Source organism: Billgrantia gudaonensis (assembly GCF_900100195.1).
GTDB classification, from domain to species: Bacteria; Pseudomonadota; Gammaproteobacteria; order Pseudomonadales; family Halomonadaceae; genus Halomonas; species Halomonas gudaonensis.
Map to the genome: position 1 here is coordinate 13,921 of NZ_FNES01000014.1, position 21,940 is coordinate 35,860.

Annotated in this window: 21 protein-coding genes; 7 read left to right on the plus strand and 14 right to left on the minus strand. The window is 65.3% G+C overall.

Annotation, left to right across the window (positions count from 1 at the left end; all coding sequences use genetic code 11):
- Positions 1-9: 9 nt before the first annotated feature.
- The 4 genes from BLP96_RS15025 to BLP96_RS15040 all read right to left on the minus strand — a co-directional run bounded on the left by BLP96_RS15025 (position 10) and on the right by BLP96_RS15040 (position 4,827).
- Positions 10-1,581, minus strand: coding sequence for a Re/Si-specific NAD(P)(+) transhydrogenase subunit alpha (locus tag BLP96_RS15025; protein WP_089687694.1), 1,572 nt, complete (start codon positions 1,579-1,581; stop codon positions 10-12).
- 267 nt (positions 1,582-1,848) lie between these two features.
- Positions 1,849-3,753 (minus strand): molecular chaperone HtpG, encoded by a 1,905-nt coding sequence (htpG, locus tag BLP96_RS15030; protein ID WP_089687697.1) that lies wholly within the window; start codon positions 3,751-3,753, stop codon positions 1,849-1,851.
- 95 nt (positions 3,754-3,848) lie between these two features.
- Positions 3,849-4,316, minus strand: coding sequence for a PaaI family thioesterase (locus tag BLP96_RS15035; protein WP_089687701.1), 468 nt, complete (start codon positions 4,314-4,316; stop codon positions 3,849-3,851).
- Positions 4,309-4,827, minus strand: coding sequence for a PaaI family thioesterase (locus tag BLP96_RS15040; protein WP_089688024.1), 519 nt, complete (start codon positions 4,825-4,827; stop codon positions 4,309-4,311). Before BLP96_RS15040 ends, BLP96_RS15035 begins: the two co-directional genes overlap by 8 nt.
- 201 nt (positions 4,828-5,028) lie before the next feature.
- Between BLP96_RS15040 and BLP96_RS15045 the strand changes: the two genes are divergently transcribed.
- The gene (locus BLP96_RS15045) at positions 5,029-6,984 is read left to right on the plus strand and encodes a transglycosylase SLT domain-containing protein (protein ID WP_089687704.1); all 1,956 of its coding nucleotides are present in this window, start codon (positions 5,029-5,031) and stop codon (positions 6,982-6,984) included.
- Positions 6,985-7,222: 238 nt separating this feature from the next.
- Here the strand turns inward: BLP96_RS15045 and BLP96_RS15050 are convergent, their stop codons facing one another.
- On the minus strand, positions 7,223-7,870 hold the full coding sequence (locus BLP96_RS15050; RefSeq protein ID WP_089687707.1) for a LysE family translocator: 648 nt from the start codon (positions 7,868-7,870) through the stop codon (positions 7,223-7,225).
- A gap of 362 nt (positions 7,871-8,232) precedes the next feature.
- On the opposite strand from BLP96_RS15050, the gene BLP96_RS15055 reads away from it, so the two are divergent.
- Positions 8,233-8,439 (plus strand): cold-shock protein, encoded by a 207-nt coding sequence (locus tag BLP96_RS15055; protein WP_089687709.1) that lies wholly within the window; start codon positions 8,233-8,235, stop codon positions 8,437-8,439.
- A gap of 92 nt (positions 8,440-8,531) precedes the next feature.
- Here the strand turns inward: BLP96_RS15055 and BLP96_RS15060 are convergent, their stop codons facing one another.
- Positions 8,532-9,305 carry a hypothetical protein gene (locus BLP96_RS15060; protein ID WP_089687712.1) on the minus strand — a complete coding sequence of 258 codons (774 nt, stop codon included), beginning with the start codon at positions 9,303-9,305 and terminating at the stop codon, positions 8,532-8,534.
- A gap of 72 nt (positions 9,306-9,377) precedes the next feature.
- Positions 9,378-9,806: a VOC family protein gene (locus tag BLP96_RS15065; RefSeq protein WP_089687718.1), complete on the minus strand. Its 429-nt coding sequence runs from the start codon at positions 9,804-9,806 to the stop codon at positions 9,378-9,380.
- A gap of 163 nt (positions 9,807-9,969) precedes the next feature.
- On the opposite strand from BLP96_RS15065, the gene BLP96_RS20540 reads away from it, so the two are divergent.
- Genes BLP96_RS20540 through BLP96_RS15085 form a run of 4 tightly spaced genes read left to right on the plus strand, consistent with a single transcriptional unit; the run spans position 9,970 to position 12,525 of the window.
- Positions 9,970-11,466, plus strand: a complete 1,497-nt coding sequence (locus tag BLP96_RS20540; protein WP_340147977.1) for a DUF1538 domain-containing protein — start codon at positions 9,970-9,972, stop codon at positions 11,464-11,466.
- Positions 11,463-11,813, plus strand: coding sequence for a P-II family nitrogen regulator (locus BLP96_RS15075; RefSeq protein ID WP_089687723.1), 351 nt, complete (start codon positions 11,463-11,465; stop codon positions 11,811-11,813). The genes BLP96_RS20540 and BLP96_RS15075 overlap by 4 nt, the downstream gene beginning before the upstream one ends.
- 21 nt (positions 11,814-11,834) lie before the next feature.
- Positions 11,835-12,221 carry a CBS domain-containing protein gene (locus BLP96_RS15080; RefSeq protein WP_089687726.1) on the plus strand — a complete coding sequence of 129 codons (387 nt, stop codon included), beginning with the start codon at positions 11,835-11,837 and terminating at the stop codon, positions 12,219-12,221.
- A 16-nt stretch (positions 12,222-12,237) separates the two neighbouring features.
- Positions 12,238-12,525, plus strand: a complete 288-nt coding sequence (locus tag BLP96_RS15085) for a hypothetical protein (RefSeq protein WP_089687729.1) — start codon at positions 12,238-12,240, stop codon at positions 12,523-12,525.
- 8 nt (positions 12,526-12,533) lie between these two features.
- Here the strand turns inward: BLP96_RS15085 and pepN are convergent, their stop codons facing one another.
- The 5 genes from pepN to BLP96_RS15110 all read right to left on the minus strand — a co-directional run bounded on the left by pepN (position 12,534) and on the right by BLP96_RS15110 (position 17,514).
- On the minus strand, positions 12,534-15,176 hold the full coding sequence (pepN, locus tag BLP96_RS15090; protein ID WP_089687732.1) for an aminopeptidase N: 2,643 nt from the start codon (positions 15,174-15,176) through the stop codon (positions 12,534-12,536).
- Between the two features lie 74 nt (positions 15,177-15,250).
- Positions 15,251-15,652 carry a YbaN family protein gene (locus BLP96_RS15095; RefSeq protein WP_089687736.1) on the minus strand — a complete coding sequence of 134 codons (402 nt, stop codon included), beginning with the start codon at positions 15,650-15,652 and terminating at the stop codon, positions 15,251-15,253.
- Positions 15,653-15,818: 166 nt separating this feature from the next.
- Positions 15,819-16,355, minus strand: coding sequence for an Hsp20/alpha crystallin family protein (locus BLP96_RS15100; RefSeq protein WP_089687739.1), 537 nt, complete (start codon positions 16,353-16,355; stop codon positions 15,819-15,821).
- Between the two features lie 145 nt (positions 16,356-16,500).
- Positions 16,501-16,986, minus strand: a complete 486-nt coding sequence (locus BLP96_RS15105; RefSeq protein ID WP_089687742.1) for a YajQ family cyclic di-GMP-binding protein — start codon at positions 16,984-16,986, stop codon at positions 16,501-16,503.
- Positions 16,987-17,037: 51 nt separating this feature from the next.
- Positions 17,038-17,514, minus strand: coding sequence for a GNAT family N-acetyltransferase (locus BLP96_RS15110; protein ID WP_089687747.1), 477 nt, complete (start codon positions 17,512-17,514; stop codon positions 17,038-17,040).
- 163 nt (positions 17,515-17,677) lie between these two features.
- Here BLP96_RS15110 and BLP96_RS15115 point away from each other — a divergent pair, with 163 nt between their 5' ends.
- Complete coding sequence (locus BLP96_RS15115) at positions 17,678-19,177, plus strand: RimK family protein (RefSeq protein WP_089687749.1); 1,500 nt, start codon at positions 17,678-17,680, stop codon at positions 19,175-19,177.
- A gap of 102 nt (positions 19,178-19,279) precedes the next feature.
- On the opposite strand, the gene BLP96_RS15120 is transcribed toward BLP96_RS15115, so the two are convergent.
- Positions 19,280-20,575: an adenylosuccinate synthase gene (locus BLP96_RS15120; RefSeq protein WP_089687753.1), complete on the minus strand. Its 1,296-nt coding sequence runs from the start codon at positions 20,573-20,575 to the stop codon at positions 19,280-19,282.
- 122 nt (positions 20,576-20,697) lie between these two features.
- Positions 20,698-21,879 (minus strand): ATP phosphoribosyltransferase regulatory subunit, encoded by a 1,182-nt coding sequence (locus BLP96_RS15125; protein ID WP_089687756.1) that lies wholly within the window; start codon positions 21,877-21,879, stop codon positions 20,698-20,700.
- Positions 21,880-21,940 lie beyond the last annotated feature (61 nt).

The following is a 21,940-nucleotide window of genomic DNA, read 5'->3' on the forward strand; positions in this document are numbered from 1 at the left end:
CTCCGCCGCTCAGGATTTCTGGAACATGGCAAGCATCCGGCGCGTGACCAGGAAGCCCCCCACGATGTTGATGGTGGCGATCAGCACCGAGATCGCTGCCAGCAGCGTCACGATGCCGCTGCCCGAGCCGATCTGCAGGATCGCCCCCAGCAGGATGATGCCCGAGATGGCATTGGTCACCGCCATCAGCGGCGTATGCAGTGAGTGGCTGACCCCCCAGATGACCTGGAAGCCGACGAAACAAGCCAGCACGAAGACGATGAAGTGCTGCATGAACGACGCCGGCGCCACCTGGCCGAGCAGCAGCATCAAAGCCCCGCCAACGCCCAGCAACGTCACCTGACGCTTGGTCTGCGCCTTGAAGGTGGCAAGCTCGGCGGCCTTCTTCTCCTCCGGAGTCGGCTCCTTCTCCTTGGGTTTGGGCTTGGCCGCAGCGATGGCCTTCACCTTGGGCGGCGGCGGCGGGAAGGTGATCTCGCCCTGGTGGGTCACCGTGGCGCCACGGATCACGTCGTCTTCCATGTCATGCACGATCTTGCCGTCCTTCTCGGGGGTAAGATCGGTGAGCATGTGACGGAGGTTCGTGGCGTAGAGCAGCGAGGCCTGGGTGGCCATGCGCGAGGGAAAGTCCGTGTAGCCGACGATCGTCACGCCATTGTCGGTCACGATCTTCTCGTCCGGCTTGGTCAGGTCGCAGTTGCCGCCCTTCTCGGCGGCCAGGTCGACGATCACCGAGCCCGGCTTCATGGCCGCGACCATGTCCTCGAGCCACAGCTTGGGCGCCGGCTTGCCGGGGATCAGCGCCGTGGTGATGACGATATCCACGTCCGGCGCCTGCTCGCGGAACAGCGCCAGCTGCTTCTCGCGGAACTCGGGGCTGGAGGGCGCCGCGTAACCGCCGCTCTCGGCACCGTCCTGGCTCTCATCGAAGTCGAGGAACAGGAACTCGGCGCCCATCGACTCGATCTGCTCGGCCACCTCGGGGCGCACGTCGAAGGCGCGCACCACGGCGCCCAGGCTGGTGGCCGTGCCGATGGCGGAGAGTCCCGCCACCCCGGCGCCCACCACCAGAACCTTGGCCGGCGGCACCTTGCCCGCGGCGGTCACCTGGCCGGTGAAGAAGCGTCCGAAGTTATTGCCGGCCTCGATCACCGCCCGATAGCCGGCGATGTTGGCCATGGACGACAGGGCATCCATCTTCTGCGCCCGCGAGATGCGCGGCACCATGTCCATGGCGACGACGGTGGCGCCCTTGGCGCGGCACTGCTCGAGCAGCGCCTCGTTCTGCGCTGGCCAGAAGAAGCTGATCAGCGTCTGTCCTTCGCGCAGATGGCCCACCTCCTCGTCGAGGGGCTCGCGCACCTTGATCACCACCTCGGCATCGCGCCACAGCGCCTCAGCGCCATCGACCACGGTGACGCCAGCACGGCGGTAGGCATCGTCGTCGAAACCGGCAGCGGCGCCGGCCCCGGATTCTATCAAGCAGTCGTGTCCAAGCTTCTGGATGAGCTGCGCGCTGTCAGGTGTCAGCGCGACGCGCGCCTCACCGTTGGCGAGCTCCTTGGGTGCACCAATCTTCACGTTGGATCTCCCTTGTGGTTATTGATAAACCTGCAAGTGTCGGCACGGTCATTCATACCTGACGGTGCCGCGATGCACAACCGGCGGCCGGACGGACGACAGCCTCCCCCAATGTAGCACTATCCGGCTGAAATTTCGGGAGAAGCGCACTCCGTTACGTTGACGTAAAGCGCGCCAGTAACGCAGTAGCGGATACGCTCAGGCCGCCCGAAGGCGGCCTGAGCAGGACATCGGTGCCGCCGTGGCGGCGCCGATAGCGGGGTTGCGTCAGGCGCTCAACAGGGCGTTGAGTCGCTTGACGTAGGCGGCCGGGTCGTCGAGCTGACCGCCTTCGGCGATGATCGCCTGATCGAGCAGTACGCGCGCCAGGTCGCCGAACCCCTCGCCCTCGGCCGCCTCGAGGCGAGCCACCAGGCCGTGTTCGGGGTTGAGCTCGAGGATCGGCTTCACCTCGGGCAGCTTCTGGCCGGCGGCCTCCATGATGCGGCGCATCTGGAAGCCCATCTCGTGCTCGGGCAGCACGACGCAGGCCGGGGAATCGGTCAGGCGATGGGTCACCTTGACGTCCTGGACCTCGTCGCCGAGCGCTTCCTTGACGCGCTTGACCAGCTCCTCCTTGGCCTTGGCGGTTTCTTCCTGGGCCTTCTTCTCCTCCTCGCCCTCGATCTCGCCGAGGTCGAGTTCGCCCTTGGCCACGTCGACGAAGCTCTTGCCGTCGAACTCGGTGAGGTGGCTCATCAGCCACTCGTCGATGCGGTCGGAGAGCAACAGTACCTCGATGCCCTTCTTGCGGAAGATCTCGAGATGCGGGCTGTTCTTCACTGCATTGAAGCCATCGGCGACGATGTAGTAGATCTTCTGCTGGCCCTCCTTCATGCGCTCGATGTAGTCGGCCAGGGACTGGTCCTGGGTGGCGCTGTCGGTGTGGGTGGTGGAGAAGCGCAGCAGCTCCGCGATCTTCTCGCGGTTGGCGAAATCCTCCGCCGGGCCTTCCTTCAACACGCTGCCGAAGGTGTTCCAGAAGGTCTGATAGGCCTCCTTGTCCTTGGCCAGTTTCTTCAGCATGTCCAGCGCCCGTTTGGTCAGTGCGCTCTTGATCTTCTCGACCTTGGGGTCCTGCTGCAACAGCTCGCGGGACACGTTGAGCGACAGTTCGCGGGTGTCCAGCACGCCCTTGATGAAGCGCAGGTAGAGCGGCAGGAACTGCTCGGCGTCGTCCATGATGAAGACGCGCTGCACGTAGAGCTTGACGCCGCGCGCGCCGTCACGCTCATAGAGGTCGAAGGGCGCACGCCCCGGCACGTAGAGCAGGCTGGTGTACTCCAGCTTGCCCTCGACCTTGTTGTGGCTCCAGGTCAGCGGATCGCTGAAGTCGTGGGCAACGTGCTTGTAGAAGGCCTTGTACTCGTCGTCGGAGATCTCGCTCTTGGGGCGCACCCACAGCGCGGTGGCCTCGTTGACGGTCTCCCAGACGGTACGCTCGGTGCCCTCGATCGGCTTGCCCTCGTCATCGCGGTCGCTTTCGACCTTGGGCATGCGCACCGGCACCTCGATGTGGTCGGAGTACTTGCGCACCAGGCTCTTGAGACGGAAGTCGTCGGCGAATTCCTGAGCGTCTTCCTTCAGGTGCAGGACGATCTCGGTGCCGTGGCGCGCCAGCTCGGCGTCGGCCACGGTGAACTCGCCCTCGCCCCTTGAGTGCCACTCGACGCCCTCTTCGACAGGGGTGCCCGCCTTGCGGGTGCGCACCGTGACCTCGTCGGCGACGATGAAGCTGGAGTAGAAGCCCACCCCGAACTGACCGATCAGTCGGGCATCCTTCTGCTGCTCACCGGTGAGCTGCTTGAGAAACTCGGCGGTGCCGCTGCGCGCGATGGTGCCGAGATTCTCGATCACCTCGTCGCGGTTCATGCCGATGCCGTTGTCGCGCACGGTGACGGTACCGGCCTCGCTGTCGTGCTCGATCTCGATGCGCAGTTCGCTGTCGCCTTCATAGAGCGCATCGTTGTCCAGTGCCGCATAGCGCAGCTTGTCGCAGGCGTCGGCGCCGTTGGAAATCAGCTCGCGCAGGAATATCTCCCGATTGGAGTACAGGGAGTGAATCATCAGATGCAGCAGCTGCTTGACCTCGGTCTGGAAGCCGAGCGTTTCCTCGCGGGTAGCAGTGGACATGGACCTTTCACCTCATGGCTTGAACCAGCGGCGACGCCCCGATGGCGCCGCCCGTCAATGAACTGCCAAGCGATATGGGGGTCCATCGAGCGATTTCAAGCGTCCTCCGCCGGATGCATCAACACGAAGTGAAGTCGGGCCGTGGCCACGGGTTCGGCCTCGCTGCGCTGCCAAGCCGATACCTGCACGTTGGCCAGACGCCGGCCCTCGCGCAGCAGCGCACAGCGCGCATGGGTGGGCTCGACGCGGGCGGTACGCAAGTAGTCGATGGAGACGTCGACGATGCGTGGCAGCCGCGGTTCTCGGGTGGCGAGCATCAGATCCAGCGTCGCGGCGGTCTCCATGAAGGCCGCCACCACGCCGCCGTGCAGCGCCGACAGCAGCACGTTACCCACGTTGCCTTCACGGGGATCGAGCCGAAAGAGCACCCCTTCGCCTCGGGGGTCCGGCCCGGCGCTGACGCCGATGCGACGGGCATAAGGGATCAACGCAAGCCAGGCGGCAACGTCGCCCTCGGCACGGGTCTTCTCCAGCCAGGCCACGTCGTGGAAACCTTCAAACATGGGATGGCTCCTCGGCAAACAGCGCTTCGACGAGCCCCGCCGGCGTATTGCGTGGCCCCAGGCGCACGAAGTTGGCAATGCCCCGGGCGACGGGACGCTCCTCCGACTCCTGCCACAGCAGTCCCTCGGTGAAAACGATCGACTCGGAGACACGCACTGCCCGCGCACGCGCCCAGATCGGATACCCGCCCACGGCCGGCCGATAATGATCGACGCGCAGGTCGAGCGTCGGACACACCTCGGGAGTCGGCAGCGCGCAGAGCACCGAAGAACCGCAGGCCGTATCGAGAAGCATGGTGAGTAGCCCGCCGTGAACCAGGCCGCGAGAGACATCCCCGAGCAGGTCGTCATGCCAGGGCTGACGCATGAGCACCTCGGGAGGGTCGACCGCCATCACCTCCAGGCCCAGCTCACGGGTGTGGGGGATCACTGTCACGAAACGCGTCAGCGCCCGCTGCCACCCTTCGGGACTCACCCTCGCGCTCACCCCGCCTTGCTCTCGCTGACTCACGCTGGCCTCCCGCACTGAAACTATCGTTTGATCGACATTCCCGAAGCCTAGCGGCGAGCCACGGGCAAGGCAAGCGAGGCTAGCGCTCACTATCCTCACGAGACGCTAATATATGGGGATTTGGCATCTACCCTCTACTCAAAACGCCTATCTTGGGCGAGGATGACGGACGTTGACCCCAACCGGCCGGAGGCCGATATCATGCGCCCACGCCCCCTGACTCGCCGTATCGCCGCCTGGTTCACCGCAGCCTCCCTGTGTTTGATGGCCCCTTCCCTGTTCGCGCAACCCGGCGATGCCTCGCTGCGCCACGCGCTCGAGGCGGCACGCGCGCAGCAGTGGAACAAGGTCGACATGGCAGCCATCGAGGGACACCCGCTGGTCGGTTACATCGAATATCATCGCCTGCGCGAGCGGCTGCCCAACATCGAACCCGAGCGCATCCTCGCCTTCATCGAGCGCTATGCCGACTCGCCGCTGGGCGAGTGGCTGCGCGGCCAGGCCATCGCCCGCTATGGCGCGGCCGGCCGTTTCCGCTTCCTGCGTCAGGTCGCCGACGGCGAGCCGAAAGGCACGCATCGCCGGTGCTATTACCATACGGCCCTGCTGGACACCGATCCCCAGACCGCAGCCGAAGGGGGCCGCGCGCTCTGGCACGTCGGCAGCTCCCAGCCCGAGGCCTGCGACACCCTGTTCGATACTCTGCGCAGCCGAGGCGAGATCGGCGAGCAAGAGATCTGGGAACGCCAGACCCTCGCCTGGCAGCAGGGCGAATCCGGCCTGGTGCGCTACCTCGGTGGCCTGCTTGGCAATCGCTGGCAAGAAGCGAATGCCGCGCTGAACCGTTTGCAGCAGGATTTTTCCGCCGTCACCGAGGTACCCCGCTGCATCGGCCCCGAATGCCGCGGCAGCGATGCGCTGTTTACCGCAGCCATGCACGGCTTCACGCGCGCCGACACCGAAGCCGCGCTAGAGGCCTGGCAGCGGATCGCTCCACACCTCCCCCTTTCGGAAAACGCCTACGATGCCATCGAGCGCGACCTGGCCTTCTACCTGCTGGTGCGCGACATCGACGCCCACGCCGGCTGGCGCGACGAAGTGGTCGCCCGCCTGAACGAGCCGGATCTACTCGAGCTGCGCGTGCGTACTGCACTCGCCGAGCGCGATTGGCAAGGGGTGATCGACTGGGTGCATCGCATGCCCGACGACCCACGGCAGGAAGCGCGCTGGCAGTACTGGCTGGGTCGCGCTCTGGAGCAACTGGGCGATCCGTCCACAGCACGCCAGGCCTATGCAGCGGCGGCGGACCAGCGCAGCTTTTTCGGGTTTGCCGCAGCCGATCGACTGGGTCAACCCTATGCACTCAACCTGGAGCGCAACGCCGTTAGCGAAACGGACCGCGAGCGGGTGGCCGCCTGGCCGGCCGTCGAACGCACCGAGGCACTGCTGCGCATCGACGAGCCGGGGTTGGCCGCCAGCGAGTGGTATGCCGCCGTGGCTCGCGCAACCCCCCAGGATGCCCGGGCCCTGGCCGACTATGCCGCACGCCGGGGCTGGCACGCCAAGCTGGTCCAGACCACCATCGCCGGCAATCTCTGGGATGCCCTGGAATGGCGATTCCCCTCAGCCTACCGCGATGACTTCCAGCGCTGGGGCAGAACCACGGGGGTCGACCCCTATCTGCTGATGGGCATCGCCCGGCGCGAAAGCGCCTACAATCCCAAAGCACTCTCCCCCGCCGGGGCGCGGGGGCTGATGCAGCTGATGCCAGGGACCGCCCGCCAGGTCGGCCAGCAGTTGGGCATCGGCGATCCGGGACTCCATGGGGTGCTCGATCCGGCCCTCAACATCCGACTGGGAAGCACCTACCTGCGCGACATGCTGGAGCGCTACCGCGGCAACCGACTCGCCGCTGCTGCGGCCTACAATGCCGGCCCCGGCCGCGTCGACCGCTGGCTGCGCGATGGCCCGGAGGCGTTCGACCTGTTCGTGGAAAGCATTCCCTTTCGCGAAACCCGCGACTACGTCCAGGCCGTGCTCACCTATCGGGTGATCTTCGAGAGCCTGGCCAATGGTGGGGACAGCGACGGGGTCTCGCTACTCAGCGCGGCAGAGAAACGCGTTCGCTACGACGCCTCGTTGCTGGCTAGGAACTGAGCTGCGGGCTGCGGGCTGCGGGCTGCGGGCTGCGGGCTGCGGGCTGCGGGCTGCGGGCTGCGGGCTGCGGGCTGCGGGCTGCGGGCTGCGGGCAATAGCCTAACTCGCCCCTCGAAACCCGCAACTCGAAACCCGTGGCTCGAGGCTCGTGGCTCGAGGCTCGTGGCTCGTGGCTCGTGGCTCGTGGCTCGTGGCTCGTATCTCGTAGCTCGTAGCTCGTAGCTCGTGACCTCGAGGATCAGCCCGGCTGACGCTCCAGCGCCAGCTTCAGTCCAAAGACGATCAGCACCGTGCCGGTCAGCCCATTGAGCCAGCGGGAGAAGGCACGGCTCGCCAGCAGCCGCCCGATGCTGCTCACCATGACCGCAATGGCGATCTGCCAGAGGTTGGCAATGACGAAGTGCACGCCGGCCAGGAACAACGACTTGACCAGCGCCGGGTCGCCCGGGGCGATGAACTGCGGCAGAAAGGCCATGTAGAAGACCACGGTCTTGGGGTTGAGCACGTTGGAAAGCAGTCCTTCGCGCAGCGGCCGCCACGCCGGCACGCGCGACTGCCCGTCTTGGCCCACGCCAGCCACGGGCAGCGCCTGTCCTCGACGAGCCGCCAGGAGGCTGGCCAGCCCCAGCCAGATCAAATAGGCCGCCCCCGCCAGCTTGAGCACACCGAAGGCCCAGGCCGACTGCAGCAGAATCAACGAGATGCCCAGCGCCGAAATGGCGGCGTGCACGAAGAGCCCACAGCAAATGGCCAGGCTGGTGAGCACGCCGTCGCGCACGCCACCGCGCGCCGTGTTGCGGATCACCAGCAGCGTGTCCACCCCGGGACTAAGGGTCAGCAAAGTGATGGCGATCAAGAACGGCCAGAACTGGGCATCCAGCAGCATGAAGGGGCTCCTCCGCAGGTCGAACTGCCAATGGCAGTGGTGTCCATTCTACCCGATCCCGCCCTTCAGGAGGCACGAGGCCCCTGCCAAGGAAGCGACGTTTCTTCTCTGGACGCTCTCGGAATTTCACTCTACATTGGTGATTGGCGGGCAACGGAGCCGGTGGCAGCGCTCAGCTTGACGCTTCCTTCGGCCCTGATGCATCATCCGCTGCGTTGGACAGCAAGTAGAACGACGTCAGTTGTATTTCGATTTGTCGATACACCCGAAGCGCACTCTCACTTGTCTTGCCCACGCACTTCGGGCCCGGCACGGCCGTGTGCCCAGCACGATCCATCAGTAAGAATGCAAGGAAATCGACAATGGCAACTGGCACTGTCAAGTGGTTCAACGACACCAAGGGCTACGGCTTCATCTCTCCGGACGACGGCGGTGACGATCTGTTCGCCCACTTCTCCGAGATCCAGGCTGAAGGCTTCAAATCCCTTCAGGATGGCCAGAAGGTGTCCTTCGAAGTCACCCAGGGCAAGAAAGGCCTTCAGGCTTCCAACATCCGGGTGACCGACTGAGGCCTAGCCTCGGTCGGTACGTCTTCGCTCAGGCGACGGCGATCCGCAAGAAAAGGCCCACCTCGGTGGGCCTTTTTCGTGCCTGAACGGTTTCAGTCGCCGTTCGACGGTTCGGGCACTTCGAGCTCATCGAGCCCCTCGGTGGGATCGCGGCGCTCGGCCTTCTCGAACTGCTCGTCGAGCTCGCGCTGCGCCTCCTTGAAGCGCCTCTCCTGCTCCTCGATGATGGCATCGACGTCGCGGCGGGTCGGCTCGCCAGCCTGGGCAGCCTGCTCGTCGAGCTCGCTGCCGCCGGGTTCGGGCAGATCGTCGGAGGGCTCGAGCTCGCTGTCGAAGTCCAGGGCGTCGTCGTCCATCGGCTCGAGGGTCGGTGACTCTCCCTCGACCTCTTCGAACTGCTCGTCGAGGCGCCGCTGCGCTTCCTCGAAGCGACGTTCGGTTTCCTCGATGATGGCGTCGATATCGGAACGTGTCGCTTCGCCCGGCAAGGCCCCCCCTTCTTCCAGAGTCTCGGTCGGGGATTCGCCCAGCGTCTCGGCGTCGGGGTCGACCTCCTCCTCGGGCGCCAAGTCGTTTTCCTCCCCTGCAGCCAGACCGTTCTCCTCGGCATCCGACGTCGCCTCGCTTTCCGTCGACGGTTCGGCGGCATCGCCTTCGGTCTCGCTCACGGCCTCTTCGGACTGGTCATTCTCCGACGACTCATCGGCGACACCCCCACCGCTCTCGGTAGCGCTCTCCTCTGCCGCGGGAGCCTCGCTCTGCTCGGGCGCCTCGCTTGCGGCATCGTCACCGTCGTCACTACAACCTGCCAGGCCGAGCGCTACCATGAGCGCTACGGCCGCAAGTTTCCATGGTGTCTTCACCATTGGCCATCTCCTGAATTCGGGGGGCTCATTGCAGCAGAGCCAAGGCATTCAAGCAAGATCGAGCTCACGAAATCAGGTAGCGAACAACTGGCCTTCGATATCGCGGAATGCTTTGAATTCAATGGCATTGCCGCTGGGATCGCGAAAGAACATCGTAGCCTGCTCACCGGGCTCGCCCTTGAAGCGAACGTACGGTTCGATCTCGAAACGCACCCCGGCGCCGGTCAGTCGATCGACCAGCGCTTCCCAGTCGGCCATCGTCAGCACCACGCCGAAGTGCGGCACGGGCACGCCATGGCCGTCCACCGGATTGCGGTGATCGCCGACGCCCTCGTCGCCCAGGGCCGGATTGAGGTGGCAGACGAACTGATGGCCGTAGAGGTTGAAATCGACCCAGGTATCGCTGGAGCGCCCTTCTGGACAGCCCAGGAGCTCGCCGTAGAAGCGCCGCGCCTCGGCGAGATCGCGAACCTGCACGGCCAGGTGGAAGGGAGTCAGCATCGTGTTGCCTCCGATTCGGTCAGGGAATGTAAGCACCATATTGCCGCAGAGCGCTGGCATTGGACAGAGCACCGAACCCACGCCGCGAGCCAGGAATGAAATATGATAGATTGCCTCCACGGCATGATCGCCGCCAGTGCCGACCAGTACCAGGGAGCCGGACTTGAAAGAACAGTTGAGGGACTTTCTCCACGCCCTGCTTCACGCCATGCGCAACCTGCTGCCGATCATCGTGGTGGTGGTGGCCTTCCAGGCTCTGCTATTGCGCGAGTGGCCGGAAGGCGGGCTAGACATGGCCGTCGGCTTGTTGATCGTGGCGGTGGGAGTCGCGCTGTTCCTGCAGGGGCTGGAACTGAGCATCTTTCCAGTTGGCAAGCGGCTTTCCAACCAGTTCGCCCGGCGCGGCTCGCTGCCCATTCTGATGGCCTTCGGTTTTGCCATGGGATTCTCGGCAGTGGTCGCCGAGCCGGCGCTGATCGCGGTAGCCGCGCAGGCCGAACAAATCAGCGAAGGGCGTATAGATTCCCTGATCCTGCGGCTGATCGTCGCCGGCTCTGTAGGCCTAGTCATGGCACTCGGCGTGCTGCGGGTGATTTTGGGCCACCCCATCCACTGGTACATGATCACCGGCTACGTACTGGTGGTTCTCGTCACCTTCTTCGCTCCCGAGGAGATCGTCGGGCTGGCCTACGATTCGGGGGGGGTCACCACCAACATCGTCACCGTTCCACTGATCGCCGCGCTGGGCATCGGCCTCGCCTCTTCGATTCGCGGCCGTAACCCGCTGATCGATGGCTTCGGCCTGGTCGCGTTGGCCGTCATGGTTCCCATGATCAGCGTCCAACTGTACGGCACCCTCGTCTATGCCGACGGTGGCAACATGCCTGCCAACGCCGACCTGATCAGCACCGGTAATGACACCCAGCCAACGTCCGGCCCGCTACAGGCCATCCTCGACCTACTGGGCATGCTACGCGACGTGCTGCCCATCATTCTGGTGGTACTGTTCTTTCAATACGCCGTACTCAGACGCCACCTCGCCGACCCTATCAAGGTGGGAATCGGTTTCGCTCTGGTGATCGTCGGCCTCTACGCCTTCGTCATCGGCTTGAAACTCGGCCTGTTCCCCATCGGCCAGCGCATGGCCGAACAACTCATCGCCTTCGACAGTTGGCTTTGGGTCTATCTCTTCGCCTTTGCCATCGGCTTCGCCACCACCATGGCGGAACCTGCTCTGATCGCCGTGGGGCATCAAGCGGAAGAAGCCGCCGCCGGCAAGATCCAGGGCAGCGTCATTAGGCTGCTGGTGGCGCTAGGCGTGGCCGTCGGCATCACCATCGGCGTGCACCGCATCATCAGCGGAGACTCCATCCACCACTACATCATTGCCGGCTACCTGCTGGTGATCCTGCTGACTGCCCTGGCACCGCGCTACATCGTAGCGCTGGCTTTCGACCTTGGTGGCGTCACCACCTCCGAGGTCACCGTACCGCTGGTGACGGCACTGGGCATCGGCCTGGCCAGCCAGATCGACGGCCGCAACGTACTGATCGACGGTTTCGGGCTCATCGCCTTTGCCTCGATCTTCCCTATCGTGACCGTAATGACCTATGCCATTCTCATGGAGAGGGTGGTGCGACCACGAGGTGAGACATCATGAAGTTTTCCCTGCTAGTGGCGATCGTCCCAGAAGACATGGAACAGGAGTGCATCGATGCCGCCACGGAAGCTGGTGCCGTCGGCATGACGCTGATGACGGGCCGAGGCATCGGCGGCGAGCGCAAGAAGACTTTCTTCGGACTGACCTACGAGGGGAGTCAAAGCATCTTGTTGGTGACCCTGGAGAAGAGCCTCTCGCTCAAGGTGCTCAAGGCGATTCGCCATGTCCTCAACCCCACTGGCGAGGACTCCAAGGGACTGGTGATGACGCTGCCCGTGGAACACCTCGGAGGTATCGAGATGTCGCAGGTCAAACGCTTCGAAGAACGGATCCGACACGAGGTCTGACTCACTGGACGGAGAAAAAGCATGCTGGTCAAGGACATCATGATGCGCGACGTGGTGACGGTCTCCCCCTTCGCCACCCTGCGAGACGCCCTGAGCCTGATGAAGAAGCACAACCTCAAGTGCCTGGTCGTGGAACAGCAGGATGCCCACGACGCCTGGGGGCTGATCACCTATACCAATGTTCTCAAGACGATCGTTGCCGAAGCGGGTGACATCGACCTGATCAACGTTTACGACGTCTGCGCCAAGCCGGCCATCGGCGTCGGCGAGTCGCTAGACGTGCGCCATGTCGCTCGGCTGATGACCGACAGCGTGGTCAAGCGGGTTCTGGTACTGGACGACAACAAGCTCGTCGGCTTGGTCACCATGGACGATATCGTCGGCACCGTGCTAGACATGATCGACTGACAACCTTGGAAGGCCCATGCAAGATTTCTTCTCCTGGCTCGGCAGCTTCCTGGGCGAGTTGATCCGTTTCGTGGTCGACCTGCTCAGCCGCCTCTACCATCACGTCAGCGACGCCGCCCGCGGCTTCCTGGACGGCCTGACCGAATCGCTGGGCATCGCCCCGTCACTGATCAGCGTGGCCATACTGGCCATCGGGCTGTGGCTGCTCTACCTCGCCCTGCGCGCGCTGCTGCGACGGCGGCTGATCGCCACCGTCGTCTGGGGTGTGTTGGGGGTGATGGTACTGAGCTGGCTGATCTCCTGATTGGCCCTTTATTGAGCTAAAGCCTTTTCCACCACTTCGTAGACGTTGGGCGAGAGCTCTTCGGCGCGGATGCGCTCGAGTTCGCGTTTCATGAGTTCCTGCCGCCCTTCGTCGAAACGCTGCCAGCGGGTCAGCGGGGTGATCAGGCGCGCGGCGATCTCCGGGTTCAGACGGTTCAGCTCGATCACCACGTCGGCGAGCAACTGGTAGCCCTGGCCATCGGGACGATGGAAGTTGACGCGGTTCTGCCCGGCGAAGGCGCCGACGAGGGCGCGTACCCGGTTGGGATTCTTGAGCGAGAAGGCCGGGTGATCCATCAGGAAACGCACCCGCTCGAGGGCATCCGACTGCGGCCGGGTGACCTGGATGCTGAACCACTGATCCATCACCAGCGGGTCATGGGCCCACTTCTCGCCGAAGGCGCGCAGCGCCGGGTCGGACAGGTCGTCGCGCGAGCTGTGGGTGAGCAGGGTCAGGGCGTGGCGCACGTCGGTCATGTTGTGGTCCGCCGCGAACTGCTGCTGGGCATGCTCGATGCCGGCGTCGTCCTCGATCGCCACGAGATACGCAAGCGCCACGTTCTTGAGGCTGCGCGCACCGATCTGCTCGGGCTCCGGCGCATAGGGGGCGTCACTGCGGTTCGCCTCATAGACGGCGAGGAAGTCGTCGCGCAGGGCGAGCGCCAGCGACTGCTTGACGAAGGTGCGCGCGGCATGGATGGCGTCGACGTCCACCAGCGGCTGCTGCTCGGCGATGTAGGCCTCGGAAGGCAGGGTCAGCATCTCGGCGAGCACGGCCTTGTCGTCGGTCGTGTCGGCCTGGGCGAGCAGACTGCGGAAGGCCTCGACGACACGCGGGTCCATCACCTTCTCGACGCCGTTGCGGTGGGCGGCGATGAGATCGTCCAGCGCCAGCAGCGCCAGGCGCTGGCCGGCATCCCAACGGTTGAAGCCGTCGGAGTCGTTGGCCAGCAGGAAGGCCAGATCCTCGCGGCCGTAGGGAAAGCGCAGCTTGACCGGCGCCGAGAAGCCGCGCGCCAGCGACGGCACCGGCGCTTCAGCAACATCGCTGAAGACGAAGGTCTGCTCTTCCTCGCGCAGGTGGATCACCGTATCGCGCCCCAGCTGCTCTCCCTCCAGCGTCAGCGTCAAATCTTCGCCTGACTTGGTGCCCACCAGCCCCATCCGAATGGGTATGTGCAGCGGCAGCTTCTCCGGCTGGTCGGGCGTGGCCGGGGTGCGCTGACGCAGGGTGAGCCGATACTCGCACTCGGCGTAGTCGTACTCGCCGTGGGCATCGATCTCCGGCGTACCGGCCTGGGAGTACCAGCGCAGGAACTGGGAAAGATCCTGTCCCGAGGCTTCGGCCATGCAGTCCACGAAGTCCTCGATGGTCACCGCCTGGCCGTCGAAGCGCTCGAAGTAGCGGTCGCTGCCGCTGCGGAAGGCCTCCCAGCCCACCAGGTTGCGCAGCATGCGCACGATCTCGGCGCCCTTCTCGTAGATGGTCAGGGTGTAGAAGTTGGAGATCTCGATGTAGTGATCGGGCCGCACGGGGTGGGCGGTGGGGCCGGCATCCTCGGCGAACTGTGCAGTGCGGAAAAAGGCCACGTCCTGAATGCGCTTGACCGGCGCCGAGTTGGTATCGGCAGAAAAGCACTGATCGCGAAAGACCGTGAAGCCCTCCTTGAGCGAGAGCTGGAACCAGTCTCGACAGGTCACCCGGTTGCCCGACCAATTGTGGAAGTACTCGTGGGCGACGATGCCCTCGACGCGCTGGAAGGCCGCATCGGTAGCGGTATGGGGATGAGTCAGTACCGCCGCCGAGTTGAAGATGTTGAGCCCCTTGTTTTCCATGGCGCCCATGTTGAAGTCGTTGACCGCCACGATCATGAACAGGTCGAGATCGTACTCGCGGCCGTAGGTCTCTTCGTCCCAGCGCATGGCGCGCTTCAGCGAGGCCATGGCGTGGTCGGTCTTGTCGAGATTCTCCTCCTCGACCCAGATCTGCAGGGTCACCTCGCGACCGCTGGCGGTGGTGAAACGGTCCTCCACCTTCTCGAGATCGCCGGCCACCAGGGCGAACAGGTAGCAAGGCTTGGGGAAGGGATCCTCCCAGGTGACGAAATGCCGGCCGCCCGGCAGCGTGCCCCGCTCCACCGGGTTGCCATTGGCGAGTAGCACCGGCTCGCGCTCCACGTCCCCGATCACCGTGGTGGAGAAGGTGGCCATGACGTCGGGGCGATCGGGGTAGAAGGTGATGCGTCGGAAGCCCTCCGCCTCGCACTGGGTACAGTACATGCCATTCGACTGGTAGAGCCCTTCCAGGGCGGTATTTTCCTGGGGAGCGATCGTCACTTCGGTGTCGAGCTGGAAGCGTTCCGGCACCCGGTGCACCGTCAGTCCATGCTCGTCCACGGCGTACTCGTCCTCACCCAGCGGCTGGCCGTCGATGGCGATCGCCTCCAGCGTGAGCTGTTCGCCGTCGAGGACGAGCGGCTCCGCCGCTTCGCGCTCGGGGTGTCGCTCCACGTGCAAGCGAGCTTTGACCCGCGTCGCAGCCGGGTCGAGATCGAAAGAGAGCTCGGCATGCGTCACACGGTGGGCGGGCGGTCGATAGTCGCTCAGGTAGGTGGGCTTGGGGTCGGACATCGGGAAATGGCTCCTGTCGGAAATCGACCGCCATTGTACGGTGGCCGCGCCCCGAACCTCAAAGCACCGCGCGATCAGCGCCGCGACGGCGACGCGGGAACCGACCCGAGACTCGGTTCCGGGCGGGTCACTATCCATACGCCAACGAGTGACAGCCCGGCCACCAGAGCGGCTTTCAACCACACCACGCTGACCGTCAGGGCGAGCACCAGAATCGACACGCCCAGGGCCAACACGGCGAGGTACTTGGCATGACGCGGAATGGCGCGCTCGCCTTCCCAGGCCACCACGGTGGGTCCGAATCGCGGGTGTTCGCGTATCCACAGGGCAAAGCGCGGCGAGCCGCGCGACGCCGCCCACACTGCCAGCAGCATGAAACAGGTGGTGGGCATCAGCGGCAGGAAGGCACCGATCACGCCCAGCGCGAAACTCACCCAGGCGAGAGCGAGATAGGCGACACGGCGCACTGTCGGCATGTACGTCCTCCCGGTCGACTCCGCATGACGGCGGCAATGGCATGCGTGCCTACATTCAAGCGCATTCGCTGCCGGCTTGCCAATCGGCTGTGACTATGAAGGCGGTTGGCGCGCCCCTACTAAAAAAGCCCGCCGAGAGGCGGGCCGGCGAGCCGTTCGCAACGGCTCATTGGATGGGGATCTCGCGACGGTTGGACTTCACCTCGCCGCTGCGCGGCACGGTCACCGTCAGGACGCCGTTGGCGAAGGAGGCCTTGATGTCCTCGGCCTTGGCATCCGCCGGGAGATCGAGCACGCGGCGGAAACTCCCATAGGAGCGCTCCACACGCTGATAGCGATCCTCCTTGGTGGTGCTCTCCTGACGCTTCTCGCCCTCGATGATGAGCCGCTGATCGTCGAGGGTCAGCTTGACGTCCTTCTCGTCGACGCCCGGTACCTCGACGGTGATCAGATACTCGTGATCGCGCTCTGCGATGTCGAGCTGCGGCCGCAGCAGCGCCGGCATGTCGCCGAATCGACTCTCCAGCGAAGGCATGCCGAACTGGCGCATGACGTTGTCCATCCAGCGATCCAGTTCCTGGTGCATGCCCAGCAGCGGCGACAGCTCACCGCGGCGAGGTTGCTCCACCGGGGTGCCCGCTGCGGGAGCGTCGTTTGCCTCGCTCTTGAACCAGTTCCAGGGAGAAAACTTCTGCAGATTCATACGCCACCTCCTTTGTTCGAACATGACGCAAATCGCTAACGATACTGGCTATCTACGTTCTTAGAATTGGTGGCGCACCGGCGATTTTCAAGGTGACCTGCACGAGCCTTGACCTGGATCAGGCCAGCCTGGATTCCGTCATGCATCAATCGCGAAAATTATTGAATTGCAAAGGAATGTCCGGGCCATCCTCGGCCTTGAGCAGGGCCATGGCGCTTTGCAGGTCATCGCGCTTCTTGCCCGTCACCCGCACCTGATCGCCCTGGATCTGCGCCTGCACCTTGAGCTTGCTGGCCTTGATGCGCTTGACGATGTCCTTGGCTTCCTGGGCCTCGAGCCCCTGCTTGAGGCGCACCGTCTGGCGGGCACGCACGCCGGAGAGCTCTGGCTCGGCCACGTCCATGCAGCGCGGATCGATCCCTCGGGCGATGAGGCGGTTGCGCAGCACGTCGAGCATCTGCCGGAGCTGGAAGTCGACCTCGGCCTGCAACGTCACCGTCTCGCCCGAAAGCTCGAAATCGGCGCTGACGCCGCGGAAGTCGAAGCGCCCCTGGATCTCGCGATTGGCCTGATCCACGGCGTTGCGGGCTTCGTGCTTGTCGAATTCGGAAACGATATCGAAGGAAGGCATGGCGGCGTCCTGATCACGATGAAAGAGAGGCGCGTTGCGCCATGCGGCAGTCTACACCATGGGCGCTTCACAGGGTTGCCTGAGCGCCTTCTCCATCTGCCAGCCGTCACAGCCGTCGGCGTAGTAGTCATCGAGCCAGCGACTCAGTCGGTAGCCCATGCGACGATAGAGTCTCAGCGCGACCCGGTTGTCGGCGCGCACCTCCAGGCTCAGATACTCCGCCCCCCGCTCGAGCGCTTCTCGTTCCAGTGCCTCCAGCAGGCGACGACCAATGCCGGCGCCGCGAGCGTCGGGATGCACGCAAAACGAATAGAGACGTACCCGCACGCTGCCTCGCCGAAACAGCAGCATGCCATAGCCCAGCAGCGCGCCTTGCTCGTCCTCGGCCACCAGGGTCAGGGCATGGCCCCGGTTGAGCAGGTGCCAAAGCTGGCGGCGACTGAAGCGGTCATCGGCGAAGGCGATCTGCTCGAGGTGAACGATGGCATCCAGGTCCTCGGTCCGTCCCTGGCGCAGGGTGATGTTCATGGCGACACTCCCGGGGCTGTGTAGCGGATTGTCACCACGCCTGGCGCGCCTGTCAGCGCCTGACTCGATGAATTTTTTTCAGCTGGGGCCCGACTTGTCCGCCGCCCCCCTCAAGGGCATGCTTGGCGGGCACGACTCTTCTCCACTCGCCGGAACTCCGCCCATGTGCCCACTGCGTATCGTCGTCGACCGCCTGGATGACTGGCGCCCCTACTACCCCACCGAAGACCTGATCAGCGCCGACGACTTCCTCGCCATCGACCGTCGCCACCGGGCGGGCAACGGCGAGGCGGAGCGCGCCACCCACGTCATCAACCTGTGCAGCGACCTGGACTACCTGGGCAACGGCTACTACGTGTCGCTGCTCGCCCAGGCGCGCAGCCAGCGCGTGCTGCCCACGGTGGAGACGCTCAACGCCCTGTCACGCAAGGCGCTCATCGACCTCGAGCTGGCGAGCCTCGCGCCGCTGCTCGCCGACCTGGCACGCAAGGAGCAGCTGGCCGGCGACTCCCTGGTGCTGCGGGTACTGTTCGGCGAGTGCCTCGAGCCGGGCCTGGCCAAGCTCGCACGGCGTCTCTTCGAGCGGCTGCCCTGTCCGTTGCTGGAGGCCCGCCTGGTCAAGCGACAAGGCGAATGGCGCCTGGCCCGCTTGAAGCCGCTGCGCCTGCGCGATCTGGCCGCTGCCGAGCAGGATCTCTTCGCCACGGCTCTCAATCGCCATTCGCGCAAGGTGTGGCGCACCCCCAAGGCGCGCCGGCGCTACCGTTTCGACCTGGCGATTCTCGTCGACCCCCAGGAAGCCCTGCCGCCCAGCAACCGCAGTGCGCTGCGCGCCTTCATCCGCGCCGGTCGCCGGCTGGGCATCGACGTCTCGCTGATCACCAAGCGGGACGCGGGGCGTCTGGCCGAGTTCGACGCCCTGTTCATCCGCGAGACCACCGCACTCGACCACCATACTTACCGAATGGCTCGCCAGGCCGAACATGAGGGACTGGTGGTGATCGACGCCCCTCAGGACATCCTGCGCTGTACCAACAAGGTCTATCTGCACGCCCTGCTGCGCGCCCGCGGCGTCCCCGCCCCGGAGGGCCGCCTACTGCAGCGCCGTGACCGCGGGCGGCTCGCCGAGCGCCTCGCCGGGCTGAGCTTCCCCCTGGTGCTGAAGGTGCCCGACGGCAGCTTCTCGCGCGGCGTGGTGAAAGTCACCGACCCCGAGCATCTCGAACGCGAGGCTGCCAAACTGTTCGAGGCCTCCGCGCTCCTGTTGCTGCAGGAGTGGCTGCCCACCGAGTACGACTGGCGCATCGGCGTGCTCGACGGCCAGGTACTGTTCGCCAGCCGCTACTACATGGCACGCGGGCACTGGCAGATCTACGACCACTCGGGCACGCGCGTGAAGAGCGGGGGCTTCACCACGCACGATCCCGCCGACGTACCGCCCGACGTGCTGCAGGCGGCCCTCAAGGCATGCCGGTTGATCGGCAACGGCCTGTACGGCGTCGATATCAAGCAGAGCGGCAACCGGACGGTAGTGATCGAGGTCAACGACAACCCCAACGTGGATGCCGGCATCGAAGATGCCCGGCTGGGCCGCGCCCTCTTCGACCGCATCATGGGCGTCTTCCTGGCGCGCATGGAAGCGCAGCGCCGCCAGGCCGGCTGAGCGACGTTCCGAGCGCACCGGACCCTCGAAACGTCGAAGGCCGGGCAAGAACCCGGCCTTCGATACTGCGGCGCCACTCGGCAGCGGCGTTGCTCGCCAGCGCTATTCGGCGAAGGGATTGCGCAGGATGATGGTCTCGTTGCGATCCGGGCCGGTCGAGATGATGTCGATGCTGGTGCCCACCTTCTCCTCGAGGAAGCTGATGTAGGCACGAGCATTGGTCGGCAACTCCTCGACGCGCTTGATGCCCAGGGTCGACTCGCTCCAGCCGGGCAGGTCCTCGTAGAGTGGCTCGATGGCTTCGTAGCCCTCGGAGTCCACCGGATTGTCGAGCACCTCGCCGTCCTTGCTGCGGTAGCCCACGCAGACGCGGATGTTCTCCAGGCCGTCGAGCACGTCGAGCTTGGTCAGGCACAGGCCGGAAACCGAATTGATCTGCACCGCATGGCGCAGCGCGACCGCATCGAACCAGCCGCAGCGGCGCGGACGACCGGTGGTGGCACCGAACTCGTGGCCCTTCTCGGCCAGGTGGCGGCCATGCTCGTCGAACAGCTCGGTGGGAAAGGGCCCGGAGCCGACGCGGGTGGTGTAAGCCTTGGTGATGCCCAGCACGTAGTCCAGATAGAGCGGGCCCACGCCGGAACCGGTGGCGGTACCGCCGGCGGTGGTGTTGGAGCTGGTGACGTAGGGATAGGTGCCATGGTCGATGTCGAGCAGCGAACCCTGAGCCCCTTCGAAAAGGATGTTCTCGCCGGCGCGGCGAATCTGGTGAACCAGCCCCACCGTGTCGGCAACCATGGGCCGCAACTCATCGGCCATCTGCATGGCGGTGTCGAGCACCTGCTGGAAGTCCACCGGCTGCTCGCCATGGTAGTGGGTCAGCACGAAATTGTGATAGTCGAGCACCTCACCGAGCTTGGAGGCGAACCGCTCGCGATGCAGCATGTCGCCCAGACGCAGGCCGCGACGCGCCACCTTGTCCTCGTAGGCCGGGCCGATGCCGCGACCGGTGGTGCCGATCTTCGCCACGCCACGCGCCTTCTCGCGCGCCTGGTCGAGACGTACGTGATACGGCAGGATCAGCGGGCACGCCGGCGACAGGCGCAGCCGCTCGCGCACCGGCACGCCCTTGTCCTCGAGCTCGCGGATCTCCTTGATCAGCGCTTCCGGGGACAGCACCACGCCGTTGCCGATGACGCAGGTCTTGTCGGGGCGGAGGATGCCGGAAGGGATCAGGTGGAGGACGGTCTTCTCGCCGTCGATCACCAGGGTATGCCCGGCATTGTGGCCGCCCTGGAAACGCACGACCGCCGCGGCGGATTCGGTGAGCAGATCGACGACCTTGCCCTTGCCCTCATCACCCCACTGGGTGCCCAGTACCACTACGTTCTTGCCCATTGCTCTCTCGTCTCTCGTTGCTGCATCGCCGGCTGGCGTTGGCCAGGTTCGACCGGCGTGCCGGATTGAGTGACCGCCCCTGACAGGCTCTCGGCGGTCAGTCCGCTTGACTCACGCCGCGCTCACTCTTCCAGGTCCGCGACCTGCCACTGGCCGTCGCGCCACACTAGCTGTCGGCTGCAGCGATGGTCGCCAGGCCCCGTCGACTGCCCGGGCAACGCCTGCACCACGCGATCGCCACGGCCGCGCAGATCGGCGATCGCCTCGGCGACCCCCTCGCCTTCGGCGGGCGCCCAGATGCCGTCGCAGGGCGGCTCGTGCTGTCCCAGGGTGGCCAGCAGCTTGAGGTCCATGGAAAACCCCGTCGCCGGGCGTGCCCGCCCGAACGCACGGCCGGTGTCATCATAGCGCCCACCCTTGGCCAGTGCCTGGCCATAGCCGGGCACGAAGGCGGCGAACATCATGCCGGTATGATAACGATAGCCGCGCAGCTCACCCAGATCGACGTACAGCGCCACCTCGGGGTGCTCGGCGGCCACGCCCGCGGCGAGGACGCGCAGCCGCGCCAATGCCTCGCCGACCGCGGCCGGCGCCCCGGCCAGCGCATCGCGGGCGGCATCCAGCACCTCCGGACCGCCGTGCAGGGTGCCCAGGCTTTCGAGCATGTCCGCGATGCCAGGATCGCGAACGCTGGCCGCCACTTCGCTGGCCAATGCCCCCGGCGACTTGAGCGCCAGGGCGTCGTAGAGCGTACGCTCCTGGTCGACATCCAGCCTGGCGGCCTCGACCAGGCTGCGGTAGATGCCGACGTGTCCCAGCGCCAGGTGGAGCTCCTCGGCCCCCGCCGCCTGGAGGCTGGCCAACGACAGGCGCAGAATCTCCAGGTCCGCCTCGGGGCCGGCATGGCCGAACAGTTCGACGCCCACCTGCACCGGGCTGCGGCCACCCTGGTTCAGATCGGCCTTGGTGCGCAGCACGTTGGTGCAGTAGCACAACCGCGATGGCCCCTGGTGGCGCATCGAGTGGGCATCCATTCGCGCCACCTGGGGAGTGACGTCGGCGCTGGCGCCCATCAACCGGCCGGTGGCCTGATCGGTGAGTTTGAAGGTCTGCAGTTCGAGGTCGCTGCCGGTGCCGGTCAACAGCGAATCGAGAAATTCCACCGGTGGCGGCATCACCTGATCGTAGCCCCAGCGGTGGTAGAGATCGAGCAGCGCCCGGCGCAGCTCCTCCATGCGGCTTGCCTGGGGCGGCAGCACTTCGTCCATGCCGTCGGGCAGCAGCCAGCGGTCAGCAATGGTCATGGCATCCATCCTGAAAACGAGGGAATCGAGGCGGAGGGCAACCGGGAACGCCCACAAAAAA